Below are 26321 nucleotides of genomic sequence, written 5' to 3'. Positions count from 1 at the left end.
GTTTGGCAAAAGACATCGAACAATTGGCGTTCGTTTTACATCGTCGGCCTTATCGTGAAACCAGTTTGTTGGTGACCTTCTTTACACCGGACTATGGCAAACAGAATGCCATCATCAAAGGTGTCCGCAGCGGCAGTAAATCCGCACAAGCCAAACAAGCCTGGCTACAACCGTTTCAGGGGGTAACCATCGGCTGGCGCGAACGGGCGCATCGCACCTCGGACTTGGTATCGTTACGTCAACTGGAAGCCAGTCGTGTCCGTTTTCCGTTGATGGGCGAGAGTAATCTTTGCGGACTTTACGTCAATGAATTGTTGTATCGTTTGCTTTATCCCGGGCTGGAATCCGAAACGTTATTTCAGGCGTATCAACAGACCTTGTATGACTTGGCCCGTGCGGAAGAACGTTTTCACCAGGCCTGGGTGTTACGGCAGTTCGAGTTTGAACTGTTATCCGAACTCGGCGTGGCCTTTCAAGCCGAAACGGACCATTTTCATCGCCCGGTACGCGCGGGGGAAACCTATCTCTTTCATTTGGAACAAGGCTTGTTCCCCCGTTCCGAGTTGGCGGACCCGGAAGGCGCGCAAGGGGTCTGGGTGTCCGGAGACTGTTTGCTCAAGTTCGCACAACGCAGCTATTGCGAAACCTGTCTGAAAGATTGGAAGCGGTTGTTCCGTTATGTGCTTTCGGCCCATCTGGGAGACAAACCGATACAGACACGAGCCTTGTTTAAAGATTGACCAGACCTGCCGGAGGGCTTCGGCAGGCGTTTTTAATGATGATTGAAGGAATTGCTATGAACCCGATTTATCTGGGATTGAATATTGACCATGTCGCCACCATCCGTCAAGCGCGCGGAACGCGCTACCCGGATCCGGTCAAGGCCGCGTTGGATGCCGAAATGGCCGGTGCGGATAGCATTACCCTGCATCTTCGAGAAGATCGGCGCCACATCCAAGATGCCGATGTCTATCGTTTGTCCGAATTGCGTCAGACCAAAGTCAATCTGGAAATGGCCGCGACGCAGGAGATGTTGGAAATTGCATTGAAATGCCGGCCGGAAGACGTTTGCCTCGTACCGGAAAAACGCGAAGAATTGACCACGGAAGGCGGCTTGGATGTGGCGTCGCAAAAGCCTTGGCTAACGGATTATTGTGCGCAGCTGGCGGAAAATAAAACGCGCGTATCCTTATTCATTGATGCCGACGAAATGCAGATTCGAGCGGCCAAAGAAGTGGGGGCGCCGGTCATTGAACTGCATACCGGTACCTATGCCGAATTGACCGACCCGGCTGAGGTGGAAGCGGAATTGCAACGCATCCGTGAAGCGACCGATTTGGCGGTGTCCTTGGGGTTGACGGTGAATGCCGGTCATGGCCTGCATTATCATAACGTGCAGGCGATTGCCGGTATCAGGATGATCGAAGAGCTCAACATTGGCCATGCGATCATCGCTCAGTCGATTTATTCCGGCTTGCCAGCGGCGGTGTCCGAAATGAAGCGCTTGATGGTGGAAGCCCGTCAACAGGCATATATGGCGTAAGGCGGGCCCGACGTGATTGTTGGTATTGGAACCGATATCGTTGAAATTCAGCGAATCGATCGTTTGTGGCAAAAACGGGGCGATGCCTTTGCGACGCGTGTGCTGTCCGAAGTTGAAATGCTGGAACTTAAAGGACATGCGCAGCCGGAGAAGTTTCTGGCGAAGCGTTGGGCCGCGAAGGAAGCCATCGCAAAAGCATTGGGAACCGGCTTTACCCAAGGAGTGTCTTTTACCGAGATGACCATTGGGCATGCGGTGACGGGCCAGCCGGAAGTCGTGTTGGCTGGCGTCACGCGTGACGTCGCCCTGCGCCTGAATGTCGATAGCTGGTCCATTAGCCTCAGTGACGAAAATCACTATGCGGTCGCCTTTGTGGTGGCCGAAAAACATCTTTGATTCCATTCGGAAAATAGCATTGCGGCCTTGGCGGTCGTCTCTGTGATAGAAAGTCTGAATTCCTCGTGATAAGTGCTTACACTTTAACAGGTTATCCATTACAATTAACTTCCATGAAGCCATTATCTTTTCAAACGCTTAAGCCGAGGCTTAGGCCAATTCACCAGGCCTGGTCGTTTTTGATCCTGGCATTTATGCAACTGCCGGCATTCGCCAAAGCAGAGGAAACCCCGTCTTTGACCACTTCGCTGGAACCCAGCAGTTACATCGGTCAAATCATCCTGTCGTTGTTTTTCATTTTATTGATTATTTTTGCGGCCGCCTGGATGCTAAAGCGTTTCGGCAAAATCAACGGCGTGGCGGGCAACCAGATGAAAGTCTTGGGTGTCATGAGCTTGGGGCAACGTGAACGGGCGGTGTTGTTGGAAGTGGGGAAAGAACAACTGCTGATTGGGGTGACGTCCAGCCGCGTGTCCTTGTTGCATAAGTTGGAAGAACCGATTGAAGTGGTCACGGAAAAACCGGTCAACAATGCATTTGCAAAACGCTTGCAGGAAGCGATTAATCAGCGGACGGCCACACAGCCGTCGAAAGACTCTTCGAAAGGTGGCGCGGATGATTAAGCGTTATGCACCTTATGTGCAATGGCTGTTGGGCAGCGCCTTGATGCTGTTGCCGCTGGTGGGTTGGACCGAACCGGGAATTCCGGCCTTCACCGTGGAAACCGACGCGCAAGGGAATCAGGATTACACCCTGACCATGCAGATTCTGCTGTTGATGACGGGCTTGACGCTGTTGCCGGCGGCGCTGATTGCCATGACGTCCTTTTTACGGATTATTGTGGTGTTGGCGTTATTACGACAGGCTCTGGGTACGCAAACGACACCTTCCAGCCAGGTTTTGATTGGTTTGGCGCTGTTTCTCACGCTGTTTATTATGTCGCCGGTGCTGGATAAAATTTACGATACGGCGGTCAGCCCGTATCTGGAAGAGCAAATTAAATTCAAGGAAGCGGTGGAAATCGGCGCGAAGCCGTTGCATCAATTTATGATTCAGCAGACCCGTGCCGACGATTTGGGCATGTTTGCGGAAATGGCGGATGTGCAATTGACCGACCCGGAAACGGTTCCGTTTAAAATTTTGATTCCGGCCTATATGACCAGTGAATTGAAGACCGCATTCCAAATCGGGTTCATGATTTTTATACCGTTTTTGATCATCGATTTGGTGGTGGCGACCCTGTTGATGTCGATGGGGATGATGATGCTGTCGCCGATGATTATTTCCTTGCCGTTCAAAATCATGCTGTTTGTGTTGATTGACGGTTGGGCGCTGATAATGGGGACTCTGGCGAACAGTTTCGTCGTTGCAGGAGGGAGTATCTGATGACACCGGAATTTGTCTTAACCATCGGTCAGAAAATGCTTGAGGTGGTGACCATGCTGGCTGCGCCGCTGTTGATTCCTGCCTTGTTGGTCGGTTTGCTGGTGGGGATGTTTCAGGCCGCCACTCAAATCAACGAAATGACCCTGAGTTTTATCCCGAAAGTCGCCATCGTCGGCGTGGTGCTGGTGATTGCCGGTCCCTGGATGTTGACGACCCTGATTTCCTTTTCACGCGAGTTGTTCGAAAACATTCCGGCCTTTATCGGTTAAGCCATACGGCCTTAGGGATGCCGCCGCCGTTCACTCCAATGGAATGTGCTGATGAGCTTTAGTTACACCGAATTTTTGCAATTGATGGGCCTCTATTTTTGGCCGTTCGTGCGCATTTCCGGCATGCTACTGATGGTGCCGTTGCTCTCGGCTTCCTATGTGCCGGTCCGGGTGCGGCTGATATTGGCCGTTTTCATTACCTTAGGCGTGGCGCCTTCGCTGGACTTACCGCCGCCGATTGATCCGTTTACCTGGCATGGGGTGCTGTTAATTGTGCAGCAACTGGGCATTGGTGTCGCCATTGGATTGATTTTCCTGGTTATTTTTCAGGCATTTGTTCTCGCCGGCCACTTGGCCTCGATGGCCATGGGCTTGGCGATGGCCAGTATGGTGGACCCCGCAACGGGCGTAAACACGCCGATTATCGGCCGTTATTTCACCATTGTCGTTACGTTGTTGTTTTTATTGATGAACGGGCATGTTTTGGTTTTTACCGCGGTGATGAACAGCTTCGAGATGTTGCCGATCGGGCTACACTTCTTTACCCAAGACAGTTTGAAGTTGATTTACACCTTCGGGGGGCAAATGTTTGAATACGGGGTGGCTGTCGCTTTGCCACTGGTAACGGCGTTGCTGCTGGTCAATATTGCATTTGGTGTGGTTTCGAGAGCGGCGCCGGCCTTGAATATCTTTGCGGTTGGTTTTCCGGTGACGTTGTTGGCTGGGTTGATTATGTTGATTGTGACCACGCCGCTGTTGTTACCGAATATTCAGATACTGATGAATAATGCAATTGAAACGCTCTCTAAGCTGAGTTTGAATCAATAAGGTCATCGACGGGGAAGCTGAGACGGAATTATGGCTGAGAACGAAGACGGTACCGAAAAAACGGAAGAACCCTCCGAGAAAAAGCTTCGGGAAGCGAGGGAAAAGGGGCAGGTTCCCCGGTCTCGAGAGTTGGCAACCTTGCTGATGACACTGGGCGCCGCGCTGTTTTTGTATTTTTTCGGTGCCGGGATGGCGGAAGATATCCAGACTATTTTCATCGAGGGGTTGAGTTTTGACCGTTCCCACGCTTATGACGTCCATATGCTGACGAACCGTATATTGGCGCTGGTGGAACAGGCCATTTTTATGGTGTTGCCCTTCTTGATGTTGATGGTGTTGATTGCGCTGGTTTCCGGCAGCTTATTGGGCGGTTGGAATTTCAGTTTGCAGGCGATGTCGCCGAAGATCAGTAAATTGAATCCGCTGTCGGGTCTGAAGCGGATGGTGTCGATGACGGCGTTGATGGAGTTGCTGAAAGCTCTGGGCAAGTTTGTCTTGGTGTCGGTCGTGGCGACCTATTTTCTGTGGTATTCCTATGAAGAAATTCTGAGCATCGGCGTGGAGCCGACCAAGATGGCGTTGGCGCATTCCGCCAAGTTGATTTTGGAAGCGTTTATTTTCGTGAGCCTGTCGTTGATCGTGATTGCGGCCATTGATGTTCCGTTTCAAGTGCACCAACACATTTCGCAATTGAAAATGACCAAGCAGGAAGTGAAAGAGGAGTTCAAGCAGCAAGAGGGGAGCCCGGAAGTTAAGGCGCGCATTCGTCAGTTGCAACGCGAAATGTCGCAGAAACGCATGATGCAAAAAGTGCCGGAGGCCGATGTGGTCATCACCAACCCGACGCATTTCGCCGTGGCCTTGCAATATGACCCCGATAGCATGGGGGAGCCGATGGTTTTGGCAATGGGCAGTGACTTCATGGCGGCTCAGATTCGAACCTTGGCGAAGGAGCATGATATTCCATTGGTAGAAGCCCCACCTTTGGCCCGTGCTTTGTACTATAATGCGGAAGTTGATCGACCGATTCCGTTTCAACTGTTCCGAGCGGTTGCGACGATTCTGGCGTATGTGTACCAGTTACGGGATGGCAAGAAAGCCAATAAGGTCGATTTCGAGAATTTACCGATACCGGAAGAGATGCAAACGGACGGGCCGAGCGAGTAAAGCTGAGACGGAATGGACTTTAATCAAATACTCAATAAAATCAAAGACGCTTTCCAAAAAGGTTTAGGCATTCCGATTGCGATTTTGGCTTTGTTAGCCATGGTGGTGGTGCCTTTACCGCCATTTCTGTTAGACGTCTTCTTTACCTTCAATATCGCCTTGTCTTTGGTCGTCTTGATGGTCACTCTCTACGCCAGACGGCCGCTTGATTTTGCCGTTTTCCCAACCATTATTTTGCTGGCCACACTGTTCCGTTTGTCGTTGAATATCGCTTCCACCCGCGTTATTTTGCTGGAAGGGCATAACGGTGCCGCTGCTGCCGGGCACGTCATCGAAGCCTTTGGTGAATTTGTCATCGGCGGTAACTTCGCTGTCGGTCTGGTGGTGTTTGCGATTCTGGTCGTCATCAACTTCGTTGTTATCACCAAAGGCGCGGGGCGCGTGGCGGAAGTCAGCGCGCGTTTCACCTTGGATTCCATGCCCGGTAAGCAAATGGCGATTGATGCCGATCTGAATGCTGGTTTGATTACCCAAGAGCAAGCACAGGCCCGTCGAATCGAAATCACCACTGAAGCCGACTTCTATGGTTCGATGGACGGTGCCAGTAAATTCGTCCGGGGGGATGCCATAGCCGGCATCGTCATTCTGTTTATCAACTTGATCGGTGGCTTTGCGATTGGGATGGGGCAGCATGACATGACGTTTAGTGACGCCATTCAGGTATACACCATCCTGACCTTGGGGGACGGACTGGTTGCGCAGATTCCATCCTTGTTGTTGTCGACCGCCACGGCCATTATCGTCACACGGGTGTCTGGCGATAAAGAGGATATGAGTCAACAGGTGCAGGCGCAGATGTTTGCCAACCCGAAAGCATTGGGCATGACGGCGGGGATTGTCGGGGTGTTCGGCGTGATTCCAGGGATGCCCAACTTTGCCTTTTTGTCATTTGCGGCCATTGCTGGTGCCGGGGCATATCTGATTCATAAAAAACAGCAGGAAAAGCCGGCACCCGAAACCTTGTTGGCCGAAGAGGATAGTGCGCAGGAAAACGCCGCGCCGGAATTGAGTTGGGATGATGTCCAAGCGGTTGATGTCCTCGGCTTGGAGGTCGGTTATCGTCTGATTCCGATGGTGGATCAGGCGCAGAACGGACAGTTGTTGGAGCGGGTCAAAGGGGTGCGGCGTAAAGTGTCGCAAGAACTCGGTTTTTTGGTGCCGCCGGTGCACATTCGCGATAATTTGGATTTAAAACCGAACCAATATAGAATTATGTTGATGGGAGTGTCGTCGGGAGAAGGTGAAGTTTTCCCGGATAAAGAACTGGCCATTAACCCTGGGCAAGTGTTTGGCGAAGTACGAGGCGTCGCCACCAAAGACCCGACGTTTGGCTTGGATGCGGTGTGGATTTCCCCATCGGATCGTGAGCAGGCGCAAGCGTTGGGGTATACCGTCGTCGATGCCAGTACCGTTGTAGCGACGCACATCAGCCAGGTGATTCAGGATTATGCATCGGAGTTGCTGGGGCATGACGAAGCACAGAAACTGCTGGATAAGTTGAAAGACACTTCGCCGAAGTTGGTGGATGAGCTGGTACCGGAAAGAATGTCGTTGGCCATTGTCGTCAAGGTGCTACAGAACCTGTTGACGGAAAAGGTTTCCATTCGGGATTTGCGAACCATTTTGGAAGCGTTGACGGAAAAGGCTTCGACGACGCAAGACCCGGCCCAGTTAACCCAGCACGTACGGGCGGCCTTGGGACGTTCCATTGTGCAGGCCATTGCCGGCACCGACGACGAGTTGAAAGTGATTACATTGGAACCTGGGTTGGAACAGTTGTTGCTTCAAGCATCACAGGGTGCGCCTGAAGGACAATTGGCTATTGAACCAGGCCTGGCGGAAAGGTTGCATACGACATTGAAGGAAGAGGCTCAAAAGGTTGAAATGACCGGCCAATCGGCGGTTTTGCTGGTGGCGCCACAGATTCGTGCGCAGTTGGCGAAGTTGTTCCGGTTTAGCCTGTCAAATTTACATGTATTGGCCTATTCCGAGGTGCCGGAAAACCGACGCATTAGTGTTGTAGCCAGTGTCGGGCAAGGAAACTAGATGAAGTTAAAACGCTACTTAGCCCCCAATATGCGTCGTGCCATGCTTTTGGTTCGGGATGAACTGGGAGACGAAGCTGTCATTATGTCGACCCGTCAAACCGATGAGGGGGTTGAAGTGGTGGCCGCCATAGATCCGGAGGCGAAACAGTATCAGGCGTCGGAAGCCGCTGGCGAAGCGCGAAGCAGTTACCAATCACCGGAAACGGTGATTCCGTCTAAGATGCCGGATGCAGCGTCCAGCCCGGAAATAGCAAAGATGGCGGACGAATTGAAAGCCGTCAAGCAGATGCTGGAAAATCAATTGTCCGGTTTGGCATGGCACCAGAGTGAAACACAAGACCCCCATAAGGTCGGTTTGATTAAACGCTTGGTGCAGTTAGGAATCGGCTGGGACTTGGCACAAAAGTTAGTGATGGACGTGAATGTGCATCCTGACCAGGCCTGGTCGGAAATACTGGGCACGGTGGAGTCCATGATTCCGGTAGACGATAAGGATATTTTGGAGTCCGGCGGCATCGTTGCTTTGGTAGGGCCGACAGGGGTTGGTAAAACCACGACCATTGCCAAGATGGCCAGTCGTTTTGTCATGCGAAACAGCGCGAATCAGATTGCACTCGTGACAACGGATTGTTATAAAATTGGTGCTCAGGCGCAGTTAAAGACTTTTGCCGACTTGATGGGCGTGCCGGTCCATGTGGTGAGTTCGGAAGGCGAAATGTACAGCTTGCTGAGCTCCCTGGCATCGAAGAAACTGATTTTGATTGATACCGCCGGCATCAGTCAGAAAGATATTATGTTGACGCAGCAACTGACCAAGGCGCAACCGGGCGTGAATCATATCCGAAACTACTTGGTTATGTCGGCAGCGACGCAATTAAGTGTGATGAAAGACATCGTGCGATCCTTCAGCCAGGTTGGTTTGAAAGGCTGTATTTTGACCAAGGTGGATGAAGCCTTGCAGTTGGGCAACATCATTACGGTGTTGATCGAACACCGGTTGTCGTTGTCGTATTTGTCCAATGGCCAGCGTGTGCCGGAGGATTTGGAGCCGATTAAGGTTAGGGATTTAATGGATAAAGCAATTGTGCTGGGACAACAACACCAGCATTCGAATCAAGAAGAAGCCTTCCGCATGGGAATGGGCAAGGAGATTTCCGATGCTCAATGATCAGGCGGCCGGACTAAGAGCGATGCAAACGAGCAATAACGGTGAACGGAAAGTGAGTTCTGAAAAGAAAAGCAAACCGGTTAGAGTGATTGCCGTCGCCAGTGGTAAAGGTGGCGTGGGCAAGACGAATGTGTCCGTCAATCTGGGGGTCAGCCTCAGCAAGATGGGGCACCGTGTCTTATTGATGGATGCCGATATGGGCTTGGCGAATGTGGACATCATGCTTGGCTTGCAGACGCAGTACAACCTTTCCCATGTGTTGGACGGGGAAAAGAGCTTGCGCGAAGTCATGGTGGATGCCCCGGGCGGCTTGAAGGTGATTCCGGCCGCTTCGGGGGTGAAGCGCATGGCTCAATTGACCCCGATGGAAAATGCTGGAATAATTAACGCCTTTTCCGAGCTGGATGGCATTCTGGATGTGTTGATTATCGACACTGCTGCGGGGATTGCCGACAGTGTGGTCAGTTTTTGCCGGGCGTCCCAGGAAGTTGTGGTAGTGGTCAACGATGAACCGGCTTCCATGACCGATGCGTATGCTTTGATTAAAGTCTTGAGTCGGGATTACAAGTTAACCCGTTTCAAATTATTGGCGAACATGGTTCGTTCCGAAAAACACGGTCGGATTCTGTATGACAAGTTTGCGCAGGTGTGCGAACAGTTTTTGGATGTGTCCATTGACTATCTTGGAACCGTGCCGTTCGACCATGATTTGCGAGAAGCGATTCAGAAACAAAGCCCGGTCACCATCGCAAAACCGATGAGTGAGTCGGCACAGGCTTTCCGAAACATTGCGCAACGAATCGACCAATGGCCGATTCCGAGCGATGTGACAGGGTATTTGCAGTTTTTTGTTGAGAGTTTATTTCAGGCACCGTCTGAATAGATGAGGAATCGATTTTCATGACTGGCACTCAGGCCTACGCGAACATTCACAAACAGACCTCAAACGGGATGATGGACATAGAGGCGTTTTTGCCGTTGGTGAAACGAATCGCCTATCACTTGAAGGGGCGGTTGCCGGACAGTGTTATGGTCGACGACCTGATTCAGTCCGGCATCATCGGGTTGATCGAAGCGTCGCAAAAGTTCGATGCCGGGCAAGGCGCCAGTTTTGAAACCTATGCCGGCATTCGTATTCGCGGCGCCATGCTGGATGAGATTCGAAAAGGGGATTGGACGCCGCGTTCGGTGTACCGTAAGTCGCGTGAGGTCTCGGATGCCATCAATGTGGTGGAGTCGAAAAAAGGACGTGAAGCGCGCGACGAGGAAGTGGCCGAGGAAATGGGAATTACTCTGGATGAGTATTACCATATCCTTCAGGATACGAACTCCGCGCAACTGTTGTCGATCGATGAACCGGATCACGACGAATTGTCGGAAGAACGTATGGTCAGCGGTGTGAAAACGCCGGTGTCGGAATTGGCGGAATCCGGGTTTCAATCCGCGTTGGCGGAACAAATCAACGAATTGCCGGAAAAAGAAAAGCTCGTGATGGCGCTGTATTACGATGAGGAGCTGAACCTGAAAGAAATCGGCGAGGTGCTGGAGGTCAGTGAATCGCGCGTCAGTCAAATTCACAGCCAGGCGATTAAACGCTTGAAATCACGCTTAAAAGATTGGATTTAATAAAGGTTTGAGGAAATAGAATGCAAATCGATAGAGATATGAACATATTGGTAGTGGATGACTTTTCTACCATGAGACGCATCGTTAAGAACCTGCTGAAGGAGCTCGGGTTCAGTCGTTTCGATGAAGCCGATGACGGCGCCACCGCCTGGCCGATGATTCAGAGCGGCAAATACGATTTCATCGTCAGTGACTGGAATATGCCGGAAATGACCGGGATTGATTTGCTGAGACATGTCCGTGCCGATGCGAAATTGAAAGATACGCCTTTTCTGCTGATTACGGCCGAAGCGAAGCGCAGCCAGATTTTGGAAGCGGCAGAAGCCGGCGTGGACGGGTACATTGTCAAGCCGTTCACCGCAGCGACCTTGAATGGCAAGATTCAAAAAATATTCGAACGTGTCGAAGAGCGCAAAAAGGCCGCAGGTGGTTAGGAGCGCATACAACAATAAGAAATGATTAAAAAGCCTTGTTCATCTGTCCGTGAATGAGGCTTTTTTTTTTAATAAAAGGAGGAACGATGAAGAATATTAATGTCGAGCAGGCCAGAGAGCTGCTACAGGCTTTAGAAAGTGGCCAATACGACCAGGCCTCGAAGACACTGGATGGCATTGTCGCGGCCCGCGATGAGAACTTGTTGGAACAGGTCGAAGAAATTGCTCAGAACTTACACGATACGCTGGAATCGTTTGGAGCGGACTCTCGTATTTTGCAACACACCAAGCATGGATTGCCGGATGCGACCGAGCGTTTGGAGTATGTGATTCAAACCACTGAAGAAGCCAGTAACAAAACGCTGTCTGCGGCCGAAAACACCATCGCCTTGTTGGAAACCATGGAATCCAAAGCCTCGGATAACGAGATGAAGGAATGGATTGCTCAGGCTCAGACGCAAGTGACAGAAATTATGATGGCCCAATCGTTTCAGGATTTGACCGGGCAAGTGTTGAATCGTGTGATTATGTTGGTCACGAGTTTGGAGCAGAGTCTGGTGGAGTTGATTGAAAAGTCGGGCATCGAATTCGACAGCATTCCGGATGTGACCACCGATGAACAGCGAAAAGCGGAAGAAATGAAAGGTGTTGGGCCGAATGTGACGAAAAACAGTCAACAAAACGTGGCGCAATCGCAAGATGAAGTGGACGATTTGTTGGGGGATTTAGGCATTTAACGCAGAAGCGAAACCGGTTTGACGAGTTTGGTGGCATAGTGATTGCTTAAGTTTTTCCATTGAAAAACGATAAGGATGAAGTGGCGAAAATTTGGCACTTCATTGGGATTCACACAGGCTCAAAGAGGAATACATCGTGGATGAAGATATTTTACAGGACTTTTTAGTCGAAGCTTCAGAGCTGGTTGAGCAGCTGGATGAACAGCTGGTCGAGCTTGAAAATTCGCCGTCTGATGCCGACCTGTTGAATGCGATTTTCCGTGGCTTTCATACCATTAAAGGGGGCGCAGGCTTTTTGGGTGTGACGCCTTTGGTTGAGGTATGTCACCGTGCGGAAAATGTCTTCGATAAAATTCGAAACGGTGACGTGTCGTATGATTCCAGCGCGGCGGATATCATTATGCGTGCTTTCGATGTCATCAGCGATTATATCCAGCAGCTCAACGACGGTGCGCGTGAATTGGAAGAGGCGGATACCGGGCTGTTGGCAGAACTGGATGCCCTTTGGAAAGGACAAGCTGCGGCCGAACCTGCTGCAGAGGCCGAAGTATCAGGGGCGTCAGAAGCCGAAACCGGTATGAAATTGGAATTGCCGGAAGGTGTGGATCCGGATGGCGATATTTCCGACGACGAATTTGAGGCCTTGTTGAATCAGCGTGATGCCTTGATGGGCGGTGAAATGGAAACCGCGGATGCTCCGGAACCGAAATTGGAGTTGCCGGAAGGGGTCGACCCGGATGGAGACATCACCGATGAAGAATTTGAAGCCCTGTTGAATCAGCGTGATTTGATCGACAATCTTCATGAGGCGGAAGGCGATACACCACCGGTTGCTCCGGAACCGAAACCCGAGCCGGTGGTCGAAGCGCCTAAACCGAAGCCACAACCGAAAGCCGCCGAGTCTGGCGGAGATAAAGGGTCGGCCAAAGCTGCCGCCAACACGGAATCCACCGTGCGTGTGGACACACGTCGCCTGGATGAAATCATGAACCTGGTCGGAGAGCTGGTGTTGGTTCGTAACCGTTTATTGACGCTACGCTCAAGCCAGGATTCTGAGGAAGACCTTTCCAATGCCGTGGGCAATTTGGATCACGTCACGACCGATTTGCAGGCTTCGGTGATGAAAACCCGGATGCAACCTGTCAAGAAAGTGTTTGGCCGTTTCCCTCGCGTGGTGCGTGATCTGGCGAGAAAACTCGGCAAGGAAATCGATCTGGAGCTGAAAGGCGAAGAAACCGATTTGGATAAAAATCTGGTGGAAGCGCTGGCCGACCCGCTGGTGCATTTGGTGCGTAATTCCGTCGACCACGGGATTGAAATGCCGGATGTGCGTGAACAGGCCAATAAGCCACGCAAAGGAACGGTGATTCTGGCTGCGGAACAGGAAGGGGATCATATTCTGTTGTCGATTACCGATGACGGTAAGGGAATGGACCCGGAAGTGCTGCGTCGTAAAGCGGTGGAAAAGGGCATGATGGATGAAGTCACCGCCAATCAGTTGGATGACAAATCCGCGTTTGAATTGATTATGTCGGCCGGTTTTTCGACGGCGGATCAGATCAGTGATATTTCCGGTCGTGGTGTGGGCATGGATGTGGTCAAGAATATGATCACCAAGCTGAACGGCAGTATCGACATTCATTCCGTACTGGGTGAAGGCACGCAAATCAGCATTCGTGTGCCTTTGACCCTAGCCATTTTGCCGACGTTGATGGTTTCGTTTGATGACGACAGTTATGCGATTCCATTGACCAGCGTACAGGAAATTTTCGATTACGATGCGTCGCAGGTGAACCGAATTGACGGACAGGTCATGGTTCGCTTGCGGGATAAGAGTGTGCCGTTGATGTTCCTGTCGGAATGGCTGGCCCCTGAAAGCATCAAGGAAAACTATGAAGGTGACAAGGTGATTATCGTATCCATCGGTAATCAACGTGCCGGTCTGGTGGTCGATCAGGTCAACGGTCAGGAAGAAGTGGTCATCAAGCCGTTGGGCGTGATGATGAAGCATCTGGAAGGTTATGCTGGTGCCACCATTACCGGTAACGGTAACATCGCCTTGATTTTGGATTTACCGGGCGTGATTCAGCGCTTTCAATATTAATAACGGAGACGTGTCATGATGGAGCAAAGTATGACATCGACAAACCAATTGCTGGACGGCGTCATTGGTGACGAAGAAGAGGAACAATATTCCGGTCCGAGCATCCGCTGTGTGATGTTCAATCTGGATTCGGAAGTGTATGGCATCAATGTCAAGAAGGTTCGTGAAGTATTACGCGTCGGTTCCATTCGTAAAGTCGAAGGCGCCGCGCATAATGTACTGGGCGTTATCAATGTGCGCGGGGTCATCGTCACAGTGGTGGATACGCGTGCAACCTATGGGTTGATGAGTAAACCGGCCGATGAACTGTCTCGTATTATTATCGTTGAGCTGGACACGGATAACATCGTCGGCATGATGGTGGATTGTGTCATGGAAGTCAAAGACATCCCGGAGAAGAAATTCGAACCGATGTCCGCGACCAAAGAAGGCGCTTCGCGGTACCTGCAAGGCATTGCGCATTACAATGGCGATGTGATTATCTTGATTGATGTCGACAGCATGTTTTCCGGTCAGGCGTAAGCCGGGTTCCGAACATCCATTTGCATTTCTGAAAACGCCCAGACCTGGGCGTTTTTTATATTCAACGTTTAAGAGTGTTGCTCTGGCTCCTGAGAGGATTTCGGTTGCCCCGGAATCTCTTTTTCCGACAATTGGTAGGCGAAAATCAACACTTGCACCACGGCTTCATAAAGAATTTCCGGTATTTCCTGATCCAGCTCCACTTGTGATAGCAGACTGACGAGCTCATGGTCTTCCTTGATGGGAATGTTGTGCTCTTTGGCCAGTTCAATGATTTGCTCCGCCAGGTAACCGGTACCTTTTGCCGAGACGCGTGGCGCCGCCTGACCATCGTATTCCAACGAGATGGCGACTTTCTGGTCAAGGGTCACAGGGGAATCTTGGTTTTCCATTCGGTATCCTGAAAGATGGTTGCAGAGCAATAAAAAAGCCGCTGAAATGCGGCTTTTAAAATTAGGCGAGGCGGAGTTTTTCCGTTAACCCCAGCTTTGATGCGCTGGAGGTTAAAGACTCGCTGGGCGAGTCCCAGAGAATTTCTTTTTGGTTCTGGACGGCATTCTTCACGAGAGCCAGTAGTGCTTGTAGACCGGAAGTGTCAATCGACTCGACAGCGGAGGCCGCAATTTTGTAGGTTTCCGCATCGGATTGAAAAGCGATTTTCAGGTTTCCATACACTTCTTCAATGTGGTGAATGGTCAAGCTGTCTGGCAGTTCGATTTGATATTCGCTCATCGGATTACCTCTGGCCGAAGCCGTTATTTATAGAACGCGGTTGATAACGGAAAGTAACTTTTCAGGGCTGAAAGGTTTCACAATCCAACCGGTGGCACCGGCTTCTTTCCCTTTGGTTTTCATGTCGCCGGACGATTCGGTCGTCAAGCAAAGAATCGGTGTGAATTTGTAGTTGGGAAGTGTGCCGCGAACCGCCTGAATCAGTTCGATGCCGTTCATGTTCGGCATGTTGATGTCGGTTACGATTAAGTCATATTGTTCTTTTTTGGCCATGTCGAGCGCAATTTGACCGTCTTCGGCTTCGGCGACGTCATGACCTGCTGATTTCAAAGACATGCTGACCATTTGACGCATAGATTTGGAATCATCAACCGCAAGGATTTTGGACATTGTTACTTCTCACTTTCTTAATACTTAAAATCTGGTTGTAATTATACATTATTCGTCAATATGAAGGCTTTTTTTGATCTCCGACAGGATGCCCGCAGAGACCAATTCATCGACATGTAAGACGATAACCATCTTTTCGCCGACGGTGGCGAGTCCTCTAACGTATTCGGTATGAATAGTGCCGTTGATTTCCGGTGCGCCCTGCAAGTTATGCAAGTCGATACCGTGTACATCCGAGACGCCGTCAACCACGATGCCGATGATTTTCTGTGTGGCGGTCTGCTCGTCGGTGGCGCGTAAAATGATGACGACGGTGCTTTCATCGTAAGTGATGTCGGACAGCCCGAAACGCACGCGTAAATCCACCACGGGTACGACGGCGCCGCGCAGGTTGATCACGCCCATGACATAGTCAGGGGCATTTGGAATGGTGGTGGTTCTTTCCCAGCCTTTGATTTCCTGTACACGAAGAATGTCAACGCCGTATTCTTCTCCGCCAAGAATAAAACTGAGGATCTGATCGTCCGTTCCGTCGTTTTCTTCGATTTGATCTTGAATGGCTTCTACGTCAGCGCTCATTTGGTTCTAGCCTCGTATCCTCGAATAATCTATATGCTTATATTTTGTAATGCTAACTTACCTTATTTGTCTGGAAAGGTCTAGTTTTTAAAAAGGGTTTTCACATAAAAAACCACAAGGGGATTATAAAAAATTTACCCTCTGCGTTTAAGCAAGGAGCTCGCCAATTTCATGTGTTTTCAGACGTGAAGGTCAATTAAAGCGACTTTTTGTGCTTGAGGGTGATTTTCCGGTTTTTGTTGGGTGATGAATACCTGTTTCAGCGGGATGGCGGCTTGTTGGAAGCTGGCTTGAAGTTCCGGAAGGCCTGCCCGGACACGCTGTTCCAGATTGGTATTATCAGCCCAGAGGCTGAGAGAGATCTCGTCGTTCATGAACATCAGTTTGCTGGAGAGTTCACCGGATGACAGGGTCAAGTTGACGATGACCTCCCAAAAATCCGGTGTTTCCTTGGCCTGGCGGCGAATGTCGATTTCCATTTCGTCGATGTAGGGGTTAGGCTGTAGGGGGAGTTGGATGTTGAGCAAGTTTGGGTTTTCAATCGCTTGAATCTGTTGCAGGGTGATTCGGTTCAAGGTTTGAGAAAGCAGCTTGGCCAATTTCGGCATTTCTGTGGTGTCAGAAGCTTTCGTCTGTTGTGTCATTTGCAGCAGTTGCAATAGTCGAGCTTTAAGGTCATTGGTTGGTGGTTTTTGGGTTTTGCCTAACTGGTTTTCCAGAAACAAACCGCTCGACAATAGTTGGTTTTTCAGCTCTTTTGCACTGGTTTGGGTCGAAGGCTTGAACAATTGCTCCAATAGGGAAGTGATGTGCGACTGGATATTGGAGGGCAATAACCCGGTTTGGCTGAATTGTACGAGTTGCTGCAACCCTTGATTGATGGGCATCTGATTAGGCAGTAGTTGTCGGTAAGCAGTTTGCAGTGCCTGTTGGGTATTGGGTTGAGGTGTGCCAGGCGCCGTACGTGGTTGAATTTGCAGAATGACGTTCGGTTTGGTTTGAGTGACTTTGACATCCAATTGTTGGCCGGCTTGCAAGCTCTGTTGGCTGGTAGCGGTGAAGCTGCGTCCGGCGAGGTTGAAATTGACCTGGTTGCCTTCCACTTTGGTGACGGTGACGGACAGCATTTGGCCTACAGACAGTTTCAGGGGCTGAGCCGCGGTTTGTCCAAGGTTTAGGGAGCCGCCAATGGATGTTGAAGTCGGGCCGATTGCCATAGCATTCCTGAGGCATGAAGCCGTTCGGTGATAGAAAATTGCCGATTAGGTGAAATAATAAACTGCATTCCGCGAATCAAGCAACTATAATTACGATTACAATAAGACCATTTTAAAAATAAGGGCAACGGCGTGAGTGAAAGGGAATTTGACTTTACTGAAAAAGACTTTTTAAGAGTCAAAACAGTCGTTTATGATTTTGCCGGAATCGATTTGAACGATTCCAAGAAAAATCTTGTCTACAATCGCTTGGCGAAGCGTATCCGCTTTTTGGATATGAACTCCTTCTCCGCATACCTGGATTACGTTGAAGAGCAGGGTGAGGCGGAATTCGTCCATTTGATCAATGCCATCACCACCAACCTGACCTTTTTCTTTCGCGAAAATCATCATTTTGAGTATCTCGCCAATCAAGTCATTCCGATGTTGCTGGAAAAGAACAAAGGGTCGAAAAAAATCCGCATCTGGTCGGCGGGATGTTCCACCGGTGAAGAACCTTATTCCATTGCCATTGTGTTGAAAGAAGCGGTGCCGCCGGGCTGGGATGCGCGTGTTCTCGCAACCGATTTGGACACCAACGTGGTTCAGACCGGACAAACGGGCGTGTATAAAATGGACCGTTTGAAAGGGGTGTCGGACGAACGCAAAAAACGCTGGTTTCTCAAAGGTTCGGGTTCGCGGGAAGGTTATGTGCGCGTGAAACCCGAATTGCAGCAGATTATCGATTTCGGCCAAATCAACTTGATGAATGAATGGCCGATTCGAGATGCCGTTGATGTGATTTTCTGCCGTAATGTGGTGATTTATTTCGATAAGGAAACCCAAGCGCGTCTGTTTGACCGATATGCGAACTTGTTGCCGGACAATGGTCATCTATTCATCGGGCATTCCGAATCCTTATATAAAGTGTGCGACCGTTTTGAGTTGCTCGGTCAGACCATTTACCGGAAAATTCGCTGAGCCGATTGCGGTATAATGAGTAATTAGAGAATCAAGAAACATTAAGCCAGCCCAGGTGTCCCTATGTCAAAGGTAAAAGTACTCGTCGTCGATGATTCAGCATTGGTCCGATCCATGTTGCAAGAAATGTTGGGCGCCGACCCTGAGATTGAGGTGGTCGGTACGGCCTCCGATCCTTACGATGCCCGTGAAAAGGTCAAGGAGTTGCACCCGGATGTCCTGACCTTGGACGTTGAGATGCCGAAAATGGATGGCGTCACCTTTCTGAAGAATTTGATGCGTTTGCACCCGTTGCCGGTGGTGATGGTGTCCACACTGACCGAAAAAGGCGCGGACATTACGTTTGAGGCCTTGGATTTGGGGGCGGTGGATTTCGTGACCAAGCCGAAAATCGATTTGGCGCACACCTTTGAAGATTATGCGGTGGAAATCCGCACCAAGGTCAAAACCGCGGCCAAGGTGTCGAGATGGCAATTGGAGCGTCACTATGCGCGTTATGCCTCCAACCTGAAAGAAAAACCGATTGTATTGCCGTCTGTTCGTCCGGCCCCATCGAAAAGCGTGGCGGAGAAATATTCGGCGGATGTCATCGTTCAAAAGAAAAGTCCGTCGGCCACATCTCGAATTTCCGACAAAATTATTGCACTGGGGGCCTCCACTGGTGGCACCGAAGCCATCAAAGAAGTATTGATGCGTTTACCGGCTAACACGCCGGCCATTGTGATTACCCAACATATCCCGGCGACATTCAGTTTGCCGTTCGCGCAGCGCATGGATACGGTTTCCGAAATGACGGTGGTGCAAGCCGAAGACCGTCAACCGATTTTGCCGGGCCATGTGTACATCGCGCCGGGCGATAAACATTTATTGGTGGAAAAAGCCGGGGGCGGCTATATTTGCCGCTTGAATGACGGTCCGCCGGTCAATCGTCACAAGCCATCCGTGGATGTCATGTTCCGTACCGTGGTGCAGAATGTCGGCAAAAATGCCGTGGGTGTGTTGCTGACCGGCATGGGCGCGGACGGTGCCAAAGGCATGAAGGAGTTGCAGGAAATCGGTGTGCCGACCATCGCACAGGATGAAAAAACCAGTGTTGTTTGGGGGATGCCGGGTGAAGCTGTAAAGCTGGGCGCCGCGGATCATGTGCTGCCGCTGGGTAAGGTGCCTGAAAAAATATTGGAACTGGTCAAAAAATAATAATATTGACCAGGCCTGGCGTTTCTTATTGTTTTTAAATCGAAAACTTGCCTGAAACCAAAATCGTTGCCTCTGTTCATATAAAATTATCCATCAAGAATTTATCATTCCCGCCGAGAAAACACTTGGTGCTGGCATATTAACTGCTTTGCATGAGTTAACGTTACGGGAATATTTAAGGAAAAACGCATGTTGCATACTTTTAAGCAATACTGGCCTGCTTGGCTCTTAACCCTGTTAGGGGTGGTATTGACCTTCATAGACATTCCGCATATCGGTGCCATTGCACTTGTTCTGGTTTCCTTGATTTGGACATTGTCCGTGGCAAAAGTTGCCAGGGAAAGCGGTGCTCCAACCCCCGCGGTTGTTCAAGCGCCAGCGCCGATGGAAGCTTCCCAGTCCGCTAACTTTGATGCTACGGTGATTGACGATTCACTGCAGGTCATCATGAATGATATCGATGCGGTGGTGGATCAGGAAGTCGAAGTGATCCGCGGTGAATTGCTGCAGGTCAAAGAATTGGTGGCTGAAGCGATTGAAACCCTGAACTCAAGCTTTATGGGACTGCACAACCAAACTCAGGAAGAGTACAAAATGGTGGTGTCTTTGCTGGATAACCTGGGCGGCAGTGGTGAAGGCATGAGTATTCAGAAATTCTCGGCCGAAATCAAAGATGTCTTGGAGTTTTTGATCACTCTGTTGCGTAACTCCAGTCAGCGCAGTAATGAAACGGTCGATAAAATCGACGATATGGTCAGTCAGATCGAGTCGATTTTCGCCCTGCTGGAAGATGTGAAAGGTATTGCTGACCAGACGAATTTGTTGGCCTTGAATGCGGCGATTGAAGCGGCGCGCGCTGGGGAAGCCGGGCGCGGCTTCGCGGTGGTGGCGGATGAAGTCCGTAAGTTGTCTTTGAACTCCAACCAGTTGAACGAGCAAATTCGCAAGCAAGCGGAAAAAGCCAAACAAACCGTTGACCAAGTCCGTCGTCGAGTGATGGATACCGCCGAAAAAGACATGCAGGAAGCCAATTCTTCGCAGGATCAGGTCACGGTGTTGGTCACCGATCTCGAATCGATGAACAGCGGTATTTCCAACAAGCTGGGTGATGTGTCCGGTATTATTTCCGAGATTGAAGTCAGTGTGTCGAACGCCATGCGCTCTTTGCAGTTCGAAGACATTGTCCGCCAGTTGGTCGAGCAGGTGCTCAACCATTTGGAGAATTTGAGTGGCTTTTCTCACAAAATCAACCACTTCATTGAAGAGAGTAAAAACGATCCGGTGCAATCGGTGGCGGAGCATAAGCAACGTTTGGAAGCGTTCCGAAACACCATTCACCAGGAACGTGAAGAGATTGAATCCAAGCGGATGCGACGGGTTTCTTCCGAGTCAATGGAAGAGGGTGAAATCGATTTGTTCTAAGCGTCAAATCGATGCCATAAAAAAAGCACCGAAAGGTGCTTTTTTTATGGGCGCTTTTAAGCGGGTAAAGTTGTCATTAAGACGCCATATTGCCCATTTCGCTATTCCAGAAGCTGCCGAAAATCAAACTGAAAACCAAACCGGTGGCGAAAACGATATACCAATAGGTGCGCATTTTGGCGGCTTGTTTGATTTCCGCTTCACTCAATGTACTTGGGTCCGGTCGATCCTTGAAGAAAATGACCATGAAGCCGACGGCGGAAATGAACCCAGCAATGTTTGCCAGATAATGATTATGCGTCAACATCGACGCGAATCCCAATGCCAGTATTATAAAATACGTAATCAATATGTTTTTCATCTTGCTCTACCTTGAGTTGGGTGATTCTGAAACCCCAATTATTCTAGTCGGTTTAAGGAGAAATATGTATAAATTGTGCTTTTTTGTCCCGGAAACACACTTGGAAACGGTCAAAGCGGCGGTGTTTGAAGCCGGGGCCGGACGCATCGGGGATTATGACCAGTGTTGTTGGCAGGTCAAAGGGGAGGGGCAGTTTCGCCCTTTGTCAGGCAGTCAGCCTTTTTTGGGGACGCAAGGAGCCCTGGAAAACGTGGCTGAGTATCGGGTGGAAATGGTCATGGAAAAAAGCTGCGCTAAAACGGTTTTGAAAGCGTTGAAAGAATCGCACCCTTATGAAGAACCCGCTTACGATGTGATGGCGTTGGTAGAGGGGTTATAGGCTTAAGATAAAATTTATCTATCGACATAGATAAACTTTATATTAGAAAAAAATAATGTAACTGGTACACTGGGAATAGTTGAAACTTCAACTAATCCTCCCTTTGTATTAGATAACCGATAATACAGCCCGGACACAGGGATCGTGTTCGGGCTTTTTTCGTTTTAGGAGGCTGGTTTTTCGGCTTTAATCAGTTCGATGGTGAAAATTAGCGTCTCATTCGGTCCGATGATGTCACCCGCACCTTTGGAACCGTAGCCCAGTGACGGTGGCACGAAAATTTCCCATTTTGCGCCCGGCTTCATCATTTTCAAAGCTTCACCCCAGCCCGGAATGACATCGCCCATCTGGAATTCAATCGGCGTGCCGCGGCTGTAAGAACTGTCGAATTCGGTACCGTCAATTAAGGTGCCTTTGTAGTTGGCGGTCAAGACATCGTCTTCTTTTGGCGTTGCACCTTTGCCCGGCTCGATAATGCGGTACTGCAAACCGCTTTTGGTGACTTTCACATTGTCACGTTTTTTGTTTTTCGCCAAAAAAGCCTCGCCTTTCTGAGCGTTGTCTTCCGCTAGTTTTTTACGGGCTTCGGCTTGCTTTTGCATGACCTGTTTTTTCACTTCATTGACCGCTTGCTGCATTTCGGCGTCGGTCAAGCGTAAGGATTTGTTTTCCATCACGTCCTGCATGCCCAGAACCAATGCCGGAATGTCGATTTCAACGCCTTGTTGCTGGAAGTTTTTGGCCAGATCGGAGCCGAGGGCGTAGCTGGCTTTTTTGTCAACGGAGTTCAACTTGGTGTCGTCGGCCAGAGCGGTGACGCTGGCGCCGGACAGCGTCACAAGCAGAGCCGTGGTGAGTAATTGTTTTTTCATAAACGTCTCGAATAATGATTGGAAGGGTTCGAATGCCAAAACCGACCAGGCCTGGTCGGTTTTGTTATTCGATTGGATTAGCTTTGAGATTCCAGATGATCCAGGTATTTCTCTGCATCCAGAGCGGCCATACAGCCCGCGCCAGCGGAGGTGATGGCTTGTTTGTAGACTTGGTCCATGACGTCGCCGGCGGCGAAAATGCCCGGGATGGAGGTTTGAGTGGCGTTGCCTTGCAAGCCGCTCTGTACTTTCAGGTAGCCGTGGTCCATGTCCAGTTGGCCGTCGAAAATGCCGGTGTTCGGGGTGTGGCCGATGGCGATGAAGACACCTGCGACGTCGATTTCCTTGGTGTCGCCGCTTTGCGTGTTTTTCAAACGCAATCCGGTCACGCCCATGTTGTCGCCCAGCACTTCTTCCAACGTGCTGTTGTATTCAATCTTGATGTTGCCGTTTTCGGCTTTTTCTTTCAGTTGGTCGGCCAGAATTTTTTCCGAACTGAAGCTGTCGCGACGGTGCACAATGGTGACTTCCGCGGCGATGTTGGACAGATACAAGGCTTCTTCCACGGCGGTGTTGCCGCCGCCGATGACGGCGACTTTTTGGTTGCGGTAAAAGAAACCATCACAAGTTGCGCAAGCGGAAACGCCTTTGCCTTTAAAGGCTTCTTCGGATTCCAGTCCCAAGTATTTGGCGGAAGCGCCGGTCGCGATAATCAGCGCATCGCAGGTGTACTCGCCGCTGTCACCAATTAGTTTGAATGGGCGTTGCTGTAATTCAGCGGTGTGGATGTGGTCGAAAATAATTTCGGTGCCGAAACGCTCGGCGTGTTTTTGCATGCGCACCATCAAGTCCGGGCCGGTCAATCCTTCCACGTCGCCTGGCCAGTTGTCCACTTCCGTGGTGGTGGTCAATTGACCGCCTTGCTGCATCCCGGTCACCATGACCGGTTCTAGGTTTGCGCGGGCGGCATAAACGGCGGCGGTGTAACCGGCTGGGCCGGAGCCGAGAATCAATAGTTTGCAATGCTTTGACATAACATCCTTTCCTTTCTTATTTGTCTCTGTCCGAGGTGGGCGATACATCGCTCCGCCGGACGGGTGCTTGAATCAGGCAGAAGGTTTCGTTTGTCGTTAAAGACACCGAATTCGCCAGGCCTGACGAGGCCGTGTCGAGAGCGGAATAGAATTAACGACGGCTTCTGAAATATGCTAGAATTCTAGCAGCTTTTCAACTGGCTTTGCATAATTATATTTGCGGAAAAAACGGCAGCATTGAGTGAGTATGACTGTGTTTGCGGCGAATTGTATTTTGATAGAAATTTCTTTAAATTCGATAAAAGAATCCGATAACCCTTGAATAGGATGAAACAGTAATCGATGGGATTTAAACAACCGAAATCAGCGGACCTGGTGGACGACGTGCAAGACGCCGACGTTTCCGGCCGCCGTGTGCACTGGGTCGTGAAAGACGCGATTTTGCTGGCCTGCATCGGTTTGGCGTTTTTCCTGTTTATCGTCTTGTTCAGCTATCATCCGAGCGATCCGGGCTTCGATACCGTCAATGAAGGTCAAATGGCGGAAAACTACGGTGGCCGCACTGGGGCTTGGATTTCCTCGCTTATCTTGTATCTGTTCGGCATTTTCGGTTTTCTGATTCCGTTTGGATTGCTGTTCGCCGGTATGGTGACCCTGAAAATCCGTGCCGGCTCAGAAATGGATTACGTGCATTTCGCCCTGAGTATGTTGGGGCTGGCGCTGTTGATCGTGTCCGGCGCCGGGTTGGCGGCCTTGTATCTCGAACCGCAGAATGCCGTGATTCAACTGCCGTATTCCGGCGGCGGTGTGCTCGGTTATGAGTTCAGCGCCTTTTTGGTGGACGGCATCGATTTATTGGGGGCGACCCTGGTGCTGTTGGTGATGTTTGCGATTGCCTTCAGCATGTTGACCAGCTTTTCCTGGATCACCATTATCGATTACACCGGCGTCATGGTCTGGAAGCTGTTGGATAAATTAAAACTGCAACTCGACGCTCTGCGTTCCGACTATCAGGAAAAACGCCAGGCCAGGCAGGATGATGCCTTGGTGGCGGATTCAACGGAAACCCGTGCACCGGCGATTTTGACACCGCCAAACCAAGCGGGCAAACATGCCGACAAAACCGCGCTGGAACCGGTCAAGAAAAAGTCCAAAGTGGTCGAGGCTCTGGCGGAAAAGGTCAAGTCGAAAAGCAAACAGATGCTGGAAAGCAAAGACGACGGTGCTGAAATGCCACGTGTCGAACCCACGATTGATATGGATAAGTTGGACGAGTCGTCGTCTTCGGAAGAATCGTCGTCGGTCAAAGTCGGCAAGAAAGCCATTTCCAACAGTACGGTGCCGGCGGTTCGTTCCGGCGAGTTGCCGAGTGTGGAACTGCTGAATCCGGTGCCGGAATATGATGAAGGCTTTTCCGAAGACGAGCTGACCACCTTGTCGTTGTTATTGGAAAAACGTCTGGAAGAGTTTGGCGTCAAAGTAAAAGTCGAAGCGGTGCAGCCGGGGCCGGTGGTCACGCGCTTTGAAGTCTTGCCGGCGGCCGGGGTCAAGGTCAGCCAAATCAATAATCTCGCCAAGGATTTGGCGCGGGTTTTGTCGGTCAAGTCTGTGCGTGTAGTCGACATCATTCCGGGTAAATCCGTGGTGGGAATCGAAATTCCAAACGATGAACGTGAGGTCGTAAGCTTCCGCGAAGTGATTTCGTCCGATGAATTCCAAAACTCCAAATCGCCGCTGACCGTGGCGCTGGGCAAAGACATTGCCGGTAAAGCCGTGGTGGCGGATATCTCCAAAATGCCGCATTTGCTGGTGGCGGGAACCACCGGTTCCGGTAAATCGGTCGGTGTGAACAGCATGATTTTGAGTATGTTGTATAAGAGCACGCCGGAAGAAGTGCGCTTGATTATGGTCGATCCGAAAATGTTGGAATTGTCGGTGTACGAAGACATTCCGCATTTGTTGACGCCGGTGGTCACGGATATGTCCGAAGCGGCTAATGCCTTGCGTTGGAGCGTGTATGAAATGGACCGCCGTTATCAATTGATGGCGAAGCTCGGGGTGCGCAATATCGCCGGGTACAATGCCAAAGTCAAAGGCGCAATTGAAAAGGGCGAACCCATTATCGACCCGCTGTATCAGCAACCGGCCAATTTTGGACACGAAATGAGCGAGCCGCCACCGACTTTGGAACCGTTACCCTACATTGTTGTGGTGGTGGACGAGTTCGCCGATATGATTATGGTGGTCGGTAAAGAAGTCGAGCAGTTGATTGCTCGTATCGCCCAGAAAGCGCGTGCCGCCGGGATTCACTTGATTTTGGCGACACAGCGGCCGTCGGTCAACGTCATCACCGGTTTGATCAAAGCCAACATCCCGACGCGGATTTCCTTTATGGTCAACACCAAAATCGACTCGCGTACCATTCTGGATCAAGGCGGCGCCGAGCAGTTGCTGGGCATGGGGGATATGCTGTTCATGCCGCCGGGCACCGGCAGCCCGAAACGGGTGCACGGCGCGTTTATGACGGATGAAGAAGTCCATAAGGTGGCGGAGTTCGTCAAATCGCAAGGCGAGCCGCAATACTTGGAAAGCGTGACTCAGGCCAATTCGGGTGAAAAGAATGACAGTTTGGCGGAAGATGCCGAACAAGATTTACTTTACGACCAAGTGGTGGCGTTTGTATTGGAAAACCAGCGGGTGTCGGTGTCCTTGGTGCAGCGTCAGTTTAAAATCGGTTATAACCGTGCGGCACGTATTGTCGAGGCGATGGAATCCGCCGGCGTGGTGTCGCCGATGAAAGCCAACGGTAACCGCGATGTGTTGGCGCCCAAACCGCAGGATTAATCTTTAACGAATCGTAACTTTCTTGAAAACCGCCAGGCCTTATACC

The 26321-nt window shown here is 50.5% G+C and carries 29 protein-coding genes; 21 read left to right on the top strand and 8 right to left on the bottom strand.

Annotation, left to right across the window (positions count from 1 at the left end):
• Nucleotides 1-2: 2 nt before the first annotated feature.
• The 16 genes from recO (at nucleotide 3) to AYJ59_RS09595 (ending at nucleotide 14288) form a co-directional block, all read left to right on the top strand.
• Entirely contained in the window at nucleotides 3-740 is a 738-nt protein-coding gene (gene recO, locus AYJ59_RS09670; RefSeq protein WP_029937568.1) for a DNA repair protein RecO, read from the top strand.
• Nucleotides 741-796: 56 nt separating this feature from the next.
• On the top strand, nucleotides 797-1543 hold the full coding sequence (pdxJ, locus tag AYJ59_RS09665; protein ID WP_029937569.1) for a pyridoxine 5'-phosphate synthase: 747 nt from the start codon (nucleotides 797-799) through the stop codon (nucleotides 1541-1543).
• 12 nt (nucleotides 1544-1555) lie between these two features.
• A complete protein-coding gene (gene acpS, locus AYJ59_RS09660) occupies nucleotides 1556-1939 on the top strand; it encodes a holo-ACP synthase (RefSeq protein WP_029937570.1) in 384 nt (127 codons plus the stop codon).
• A 194-nt stretch (nucleotides 1940-2133) separates the two neighbouring features.
• Nucleotides 2134-2562, top strand: a complete 429-nt coding sequence (gene fliO / locus AYJ59_RS09655) for a flagellar biosynthetic protein FliO (RefSeq protein ID WP_051673565.1) — start codon at nucleotides 2134-2136, stop codon at nucleotides 2560-2562.
• A 43-nt stretch (nucleotides 2563-2605) separates the two neighbouring features.
• Nucleotides 2606-3325, top strand: coding sequence for a flagellar type III secretion system pore protein FliP (fliP, locus tag AYJ59_RS09650; RefSeq protein WP_038151939.1), 720 nt, complete (start codon nucleotides 2606-2608; stop codon nucleotides 3323-3325).
• Entirely contained in the window at nucleotides 3325-3594 is a 270-nt protein-coding gene (gene fliQ / locus AYJ59_RS09645) for a flagellar biosynthesis protein FliQ (RefSeq protein ID WP_029937573.1), read from the top strand. The genes fliP and fliQ overlap by 1 nt, the downstream gene beginning before the upstream one ends.
• A gap of 51 nt (nucleotides 3595-3645) precedes the next feature.
• Nucleotides 3646-4422 carry a flagellar biosynthetic protein FliR gene (fliR, locus tag AYJ59_RS09640; RefSeq protein ID WP_029937574.1) on the top strand — a complete coding sequence of 259 codons (777 nt, stop codon included), beginning with the start codon at nucleotides 3646-3648 and terminating at the stop codon, nucleotides 4420-4422.
• Nucleotides 4423-4452: 30 nt separating this feature from the next.
• On the top strand, nucleotides 4453-5589 hold the full coding sequence (gene flhB, locus AYJ59_RS09635) for a flagellar biosynthesis protein FlhB (protein ID WP_127119985.1): 1137 nt from the start codon (nucleotides 4453-4455) through the stop codon (nucleotides 5587-5589).
• Between the two features lie 12 nt (nucleotides 5590-5601).
• Nucleotides 5602-7695 carry a flagellar biosynthesis protein FlhA gene (flhA, locus tag AYJ59_RS09630; protein WP_029937576.1) on the top strand — a complete coding sequence of 698 codons (2094 nt, stop codon included), beginning with the start codon at nucleotides 5602-5604 and terminating at the stop codon, nucleotides 7693-7695.
• A complete protein-coding gene (flhF, locus tag AYJ59_RS09625) occupies nucleotides 7696-8865 on the top strand; it encodes a flagellar biosynthesis protein FlhF (protein WP_029937577.1) in 1170 nt (389 codons plus the stop codon). It begins immediately after the preceding gene.
• Nucleotides 8855-9748, top strand: a complete 894-nt coding sequence (locus AYJ59_RS09620; protein WP_029937578.1) for a MinD/ParA family protein — start codon at nucleotides 8855-8857, stop codon at nucleotides 9746-9748. Before flhF ends, AYJ59_RS09620 begins: the two co-directional genes overlap by 11 nt.
• A gap of 17 nt (nucleotides 9749-9765) precedes the next feature.
• Complete coding sequence (locus tag AYJ59_RS09615) at nucleotides 9766-10491, top strand: RNA polymerase sigma factor FliA (protein WP_029937579.1); 726 nt, start codon at nucleotides 9766-9768, stop codon at nucleotides 10489-10491.
• A gap of 20 nt (nucleotides 10492-10511) precedes the next feature.
• Nucleotides 10512-10925 (top strand): chemotaxis response regulator CheY, encoded by a 414-nt coding sequence (locus tag AYJ59_RS09610; RefSeq protein WP_185748090.1) that lies wholly within the window; start codon nucleotides 10512-10514, stop codon nucleotides 10923-10925.
• A gap of 86 nt (nucleotides 10926-11011) precedes the next feature.
• Nucleotides 11012-11662, top strand: coding sequence for a protein phosphatase CheZ (locus AYJ59_RS09605; RefSeq protein ID WP_029937581.1), 651 nt, complete (start codon nucleotides 11012-11014; stop codon nucleotides 11660-11662).
• Nucleotides 11663-11798: 136 nt separating this feature from the next.
• The gene (locus AYJ59_RS09600) at nucleotides 11799-13766 is read left to right on the top strand and encodes a chemotaxis protein CheA (RefSeq protein ID WP_127119984.1); all 1968 of its coding nucleotides are present in this window, start codon (nucleotides 11799-11801) and stop codon (nucleotides 13764-13766) included.
• A 30-nt stretch (nucleotides 13767-13796) separates the two neighbouring features.
• Entirely contained in the window at nucleotides 13797-14288 is a 492-nt protein-coding gene (locus AYJ59_RS09595) for a chemotaxis protein CheW (RefSeq protein ID WP_029937583.1), read from the top strand.
• A 68-nt stretch (nucleotides 14289-14356) separates the two neighbouring features.
• On the opposite strand, the gene AYJ59_RS09590 is transcribed toward AYJ59_RS09595, so the two are convergent.
• From AYJ59_RS09590 to AYJ59_RS09570, 5 genes are all read right to left on the bottom strand, one after another.
• A complete protein-coding gene (locus tag AYJ59_RS09590) occupies nucleotides 14357-14680 on the bottom strand; it encodes an EscU/YscU/HrcU family type III secretion system export apparatus switch protein (RefSeq protein WP_029937584.1) in 324 nt (107 codons plus the stop codon).
• A gap of 61 nt (nucleotides 14681-14741) precedes the next feature.
• Nucleotides 14742-15020: an STAS domain-containing protein gene (locus AYJ59_RS09585; RefSeq protein WP_029937585.1), complete on the bottom strand. Its 279-nt coding sequence runs from the start codon at nucleotides 15018-15020 to the stop codon at nucleotides 14742-14744.
• 27 nt (nucleotides 15021-15047) lie between these two features.
• Entirely contained in the window at nucleotides 15048-15410 is a 363-nt protein-coding gene (locus AYJ59_RS09580) for a response regulator (RefSeq protein ID WP_029937586.1), read from the bottom strand.
• Between the two features lie 48 nt (nucleotides 15411-15458).
• Nucleotides 15459-15989 (bottom strand): chemotaxis protein CheW, encoded by a 531-nt coding sequence (locus AYJ59_RS09575; protein WP_127119983.1) that lies wholly within the window; start codon nucleotides 15987-15989, stop codon nucleotides 15459-15461.
• 179 nt (nucleotides 15990-16168) lie between these two features.
• Nucleotides 16169-17206 (bottom strand): flagellar hook-length control protein FliK, encoded by a 1038-nt coding sequence (locus tag AYJ59_RS09570; protein ID WP_127119982.1) that lies wholly within the window; start codon nucleotides 17204-17206, stop codon nucleotides 16169-16171.
• A gap of 132 nt (nucleotides 17207-17338) precedes the next feature.
• Between AYJ59_RS09570 and AYJ59_RS09565 the strand changes: the two genes are divergently transcribed.
• The 3 genes from AYJ59_RS09565 (at nucleotide 17339) to AYJ59_RS09555 (ending at nucleotide 20785) form a co-directional block, all read left to right on the top strand.
• Nucleotides 17339-18166 carry a CheR family methyltransferase gene (locus tag AYJ59_RS09565; RefSeq protein WP_127119981.1) on the top strand — a complete coding sequence of 276 codons (828 nt, stop codon included), beginning with the start codon at nucleotides 17339-17341 and terminating at the stop codon, nucleotides 18164-18166.
• 63 nt (nucleotides 18167-18229) lie between these two features.
• Nucleotides 18230-19363, top strand: coding sequence for a protein-glutamate methylesterase/protein-glutamine glutaminase (locus tag AYJ59_RS09560; protein WP_029937590.1), 1134 nt, complete (start codon nucleotides 18230-18232; stop codon nucleotides 19361-19363).
• A gap of 189 nt (nucleotides 19364-19552) precedes the next feature.
• Complete coding sequence (locus tag AYJ59_RS09555; protein ID WP_029937591.1) at nucleotides 19553-20785, top strand: methyl-accepting chemotaxis protein; 1233 nt, start codon at nucleotides 19553-19555, stop codon at nucleotides 20783-20785.
• Nucleotides 20786-20861: 76 nt separating this feature from the next.
• Here the strand turns inward: AYJ59_RS09555 and AYJ59_RS09550 are convergent, their stop codons facing one another.
• Entirely contained in the window at nucleotides 20862-21146 is a 285-nt protein-coding gene (locus AYJ59_RS09550) for a hypothetical protein (protein ID WP_029937592.1), read from the bottom strand.
• A 64-nt stretch (nucleotides 21147-21210) separates the two neighbouring features.
• Between AYJ59_RS09550 and AYJ59_RS09545 the strand changes: the two genes are divergently transcribed.
• Nucleotides 21211-21525, top strand: coding sequence for a Nif3-like dinuclear metal center hexameric protein (locus AYJ59_RS09545; protein ID WP_127119980.1), 315 nt, complete (start codon nucleotides 21211-21213; stop codon nucleotides 21523-21525).
• 164 nt (nucleotides 21526-21689) lie between these two features.
• Here AYJ59_RS09545 and AYJ59_RS09540 read toward each other — a convergent pair whose 3' ends face one another.
• Together AYJ59_RS09540 and trxB are read right to left on the bottom strand one after the other, a co-directional pair.
• Nucleotides 21690-22397, bottom strand: coding sequence for an FKBP-type peptidyl-prolyl cis-trans isomerase (locus tag AYJ59_RS09540; RefSeq protein WP_127119979.1), 708 nt, complete (start codon nucleotides 22395-22397; stop codon nucleotides 21690-21692).
• 77 nt (nucleotides 22398-22474) lie between these two features.
• Nucleotides 22475-23431: a thioredoxin-disulfide reductase gene (trxB, locus tag AYJ59_RS09535; protein ID WP_127119978.1), complete on the bottom strand. Its 957-nt coding sequence runs from the start codon at nucleotides 23429-23431 to the stop codon at nucleotides 22475-22477.
• Nucleotides 23432-23773: 342 nt separating this feature from the next.
• On the opposite strand from trxB, the gene AYJ59_RS13130 reads away from it, so the two are divergent.
• Nucleotides 23774-26275: a DNA translocase FtsK gene (locus AYJ59_RS13130; RefSeq protein WP_206197873.1), complete on the top strand. Its 2502-nt coding sequence runs from the start codon at nucleotides 23774-23776 to the stop codon at nucleotides 26273-26275.
• Nucleotides 26276-26321: the final 46 nt, after the last annotated feature.

It is taken from the genome of Thiomicrospira sp. S5 (assembly GCF_003991075.1).
GTDB lineage: Bacteria > Pseudomonadota > Gammaproteobacteria > Thiomicrospirales > Thiomicrospiraceae > Hydrogenovibrio > Hydrogenovibrio thermophilus.
Note: the sequence above shows the minus strand (reverse complement) of the source record. Positions and strands in the feature narration are given on the sequence as shown.

Bases quoted from the DNA above. Each gene is read 5' to 3' on its own strand.
- flhA (WP_029937576.1), top strand. From the start codon at position 5,602: ATGGACTTTAATCAAATACTCAATAAAATCAAAGACGCTTTCCAAAAA.
- trxB (WP_127119978.1), bottom strand. From the start codon at position 23,431: ATGTCAAAGCATTGCAAACTATTGATTCTCGGCTCCGGCCCAGCCGGT.
- fliQ (WP_029937573.1), top strand. From the start codon at position 3,325: ATGACACCGGAATTTGTCTTAACCATCGGTCAGAAAATGCTTGAGGTG.
- AYJ59_RS13130 (WP_206197873.1), top strand. From the start codon at position 23,774: ATGGGATTTAAACAACCGAAATCAGCGGACCTGGTGGACGACGTGCAA.
- AYJ59_RS09585 (WP_029937585.1), bottom strand. From the start codon at position 15,020: ATGAGCGAATATCAAATCGAACTGCCAGACAGCTTGACCATTCACCAC.
- AYJ59_RS09570 (WP_127119982.1), bottom strand. From the start codon at position 17,206: ATGGCAATCGGCCCGACTTCAACATCCATTGGCGGCTCCCTAAACCTT.
- AYJ59_RS09610 (WP_185748090.1), top strand. From the start codon at position 10,512: ATGCAAATCGATAGAGATATGAACATATTGGTAGTGGATGACTTTTCT.
- flhF (WP_029937577.1), top strand. From the start codon at position 7,696: ATGAAGTTAAAACGCTACTTAGCCCCCAATATGCGTCGTGCCATGCTT.
- AYJ59_RS09550 (WP_029937592.1), bottom strand. From the start codon at position 21,146: ATGAAAAACATATTGATTACGTATTTTATAATACTGGCATTGGGATTC.
- fliR (WP_029937574.1), top strand. From the start codon at position 3,646: ATGAGCTTTAGTTACACCGAATTTTTGCAATTGATGGGCCTCTATTTT.
- AYJ59_RS09620 (WP_029937578.1), top strand. From the start codon at position 8,855: ATGCTCAATGATCAGGCGGCCGGACTAAGAGCGATGCAAACGAGCAAT.
- pdxJ (WP_029937569.1), top strand. From the start codon at position 797: ATGAACCCGATTTATCTGGGATTGAATATTGACCATGTCGCCACCATC.
- AYJ59_RS09555 (WP_029937591.1), top strand. From the start codon at position 19,553: ATGTTGCATACTTTTAAGCAATACTGGCCTGCTTGGCTCTTAACCCTG.
- fliP (WP_038151939.1), top strand. From the start codon at position 2,606: ATGCTGTTGCCGCTGGTGGGTTGGACCGAACCGGGAATTCCGGCCTTC.
- AYJ59_RS09575 (WP_127119983.1), bottom strand. From the start codon at position 15,989: ATGAGCGCTGACGTAGAAGCCATTCAAGATCAAATCGAAGAAAACGAC.
- AYJ59_RS09590 (WP_029937584.1), bottom strand. From the start codon at position 14,680: ATGGAAAACCAAGATTCCCCTGTGACCCTTGACCAGAAAGTCGCCATC.
- AYJ59_RS09605 (WP_029937581.1), top strand. From the start codon at position 11,012: ATGAAGAATATTAATGTCGAGCAGGCCAGAGAGCTGCTACAGGCTTTA.
- flhB (WP_127119985.1), top strand. From the start codon at position 4,453: ATGGCTGAGAACGAAGACGGTACCGAAAAAACGGAAGAACCCTCCGAG.
- AYJ59_RS09540 (WP_127119979.1), bottom strand. From the start codon at position 22,397: ATGAAAAAACAATTACTCACCACGGCTCTGCTTGTGACGCTGTCCGGC.
- AYJ59_RS09580 (WP_029937586.1), bottom strand. From the start codon at position 15,410: ATGTCCAAAATCCTTGCGGTTGATGATTCCAAATCTATGCGTCAAATG.
- AYJ59_RS09545 (WP_127119980.1), top strand. From the start codon at position 21,211: ATGTATAAATTGTGCTTTTTTGTCCCGGAAACACACTTGGAAACGGTC.
- AYJ59_RS09560 (WP_029937590.1), top strand. From the start codon at position 18,230: ATGTCAAAGGTAAAAGTACTCGTCGTCGATGATTCAGCATTGGTCCGA.
- fliO (WP_051673565.1), top strand. From the start codon at position 2,134: ATGCAACTGCCGGCATTCGCCAAAGCAGAGGAAACCCCGTCTTTGACC.
- AYJ59_RS09595 (WP_029937583.1), top strand. From the start codon at position 13,797: ATGACATCGACAAACCAATTGCTGGACGGCGTCATTGGTGACGAAGAA.
- AYJ59_RS09615 (WP_029937579.1), top strand. From the start codon at position 9,766: ATGACTGGCACTCAGGCCTACGCGAACATTCACAAACAGACCTCAAAC.